This window comes from Caballeronia arationis (assembly GCF_001544975.2).
Classification (GTDB): Bacteria; Pseudomonadota; Gammaproteobacteria; order Burkholderiales; family Burkholderiaceae; genus Caballeronia; species Caballeronia arationis.
The window spans coordinates 1-1331 of record NZ_FCOG02000446.1; the positions used below are offsets into that span (position 1 = coordinate 1).

The following is a 1331-nucleotide window of genomic DNA, read 5'->3' on the forward strand; positions in this document are numbered from 1 at the left end:
GCTCGGGCATGCATCGTGGAAGAAGCGCTATGGACGCGAATGCGGGCGGGCCGCCTCATGCCGAAATGTCGTCCCACCCTCATTCCACTTGATGCAGGGGAATCCTATGTCCACCACCACGGCGGCTTCAACACGAGAATCGTGCATGCCATCTTCGTGATTTTTTCAGTCATCACCGCGCTGTTGATGAGCATCGGTCACATCGCAGTCGCAATCCTGCGGCAATTGCTCACCGTCAGCGGGGAGGCGCCTGCCAGCCCTATTGCGAGCGAACAGCCGTCTTAATAGTCGCGAACGGCAAGCCGAAGCGTGCGGCTCTCCTCGTCCAGCGCCGCGAAACCGATGCGCGATGCTTCCTGCAACGCCGACGAACGCGCATCGCGGTAATCGTCGCCGTTGTTGTTCGCGAGCTTCCCGTCGACGAGCGCTGCAACCGGAATCTGCGGCGGGTCGTTGCGTTGCGTTGCGGGACGATACACGCGCACAGGGTGAGCGCACGCCATTGCGCGGCCTCGCAGAAAGCTGACGAGGACGGCGCAATGAGCCGCTCGTCGATCACGGCGCGCGTCGCAAGTCATCGCGTCGGCTCAAATGCGCCACCGTGATCCACGCGTTTCGTCGAAGTGAAGGAATCGGTCCAGTTCATCGAGCACTTTCCGAGCGGGTTCACGGCTACCTGCATGTCGAGCTTTTGCGAGTCACGAGTCGCGATTCTTCCGGCTGCAAGGGTCCTAGGGATGGGTCGAGGCGGACCCCGCGTTCGGCTGGGACGGACTGCGAATGCGGCACGGCATGCTCGTCGACGGCAAGAGTGCGACCACGGAATTGCAGATCGATCCGCAGGACAAGTTCGCACGCGAGATCGATCATATTTCGGTGTGCGTCAAGAGCGATGTCATGCCGCATATGCCCGGCGAGGAAGGGCTGTAGGATCAGAGCATCATGGAGGCAACCAACGAGTCGGCGCGCCCGGGACGCGTCGGGAAGATCGCAAGGCTCGCCACGCCGACGCGTGGGCCCGATCCGCAAGAAAAGGCGATCTAGCTCCATTCGCTCGCGAGCGCGTTCTCAGCTCACATCTGTGCGAGCGGGTCGTCATGCAAGGGCCAGACGTGCTGTGGGTCGAAACTTATACACGGGAACGAAGGACGACATCGCGCATTTACTCGACAGCCAACTTCGAGCCGATGCGGTTCACGATGTGACCTTTCCGCTGTATGTCGAAGTGGAGGAAATCTATAACCTGGCTTGTCCCGCCTCGCCGCTCCACTATCAGCATGATCCGGTGCAGACGATCAAGACCAGCGTGCATGGCGCTACCGAAGTGAAGG

At 61.0% G+C, this 1331-nt stretch carries 3 protein-coding genes and 1 pseudogene; 3 read left to right on the forward strand and 1 reads right to left on the reverse strand.

Features of this window, described 5'->3' with window-relative positions; translation table 11 throughout:
• A partial coding sequence (locus AWB81_RS43015) for a hypothetical protein (RefSeq protein ID WP_235026258.1) occupies positions 1 to 285 on the forward strand: 285 nt, incomplete at its 5' end.
• Here the strand turns inward: AWB81_RS43015 and AWB81_RS43020 are convergent.
• Entirely contained in the window at positions 282 to 503 is a 222-nt protein-coding gene (locus AWB81_RS43020; RefSeq protein ID WP_144444397.1) for a gluconate 2-dehydrogenase subunit 3 family protein, read from the reverse strand. The two genes, AWB81_RS43015 and AWB81_RS43020, sit on opposite strands and share 4 nt — an antisense overlap.
• Before the next feature lie 277 nt (positions 504 to 780).
• On the opposite strand from AWB81_RS43020, the gene AWB81_RS48160 reads away from it, so the two are divergent.
• Positions 781 to 930, forward strand: coding sequence for a hypothetical protein (locus AWB81_RS48160; protein ID WP_235026259.1), 150 nt, complete (start codon positions 781 to 783; stop codon positions 928 to 930).
• 167 nt (positions 931 to 1097) lie between these two features.
• Positions 1098 to 1331: pseudogene (locus AWB81_RS43030) on the forward strand (SDR family NAD-dependent epimerase/dehydratase); the annotation flags it as partial.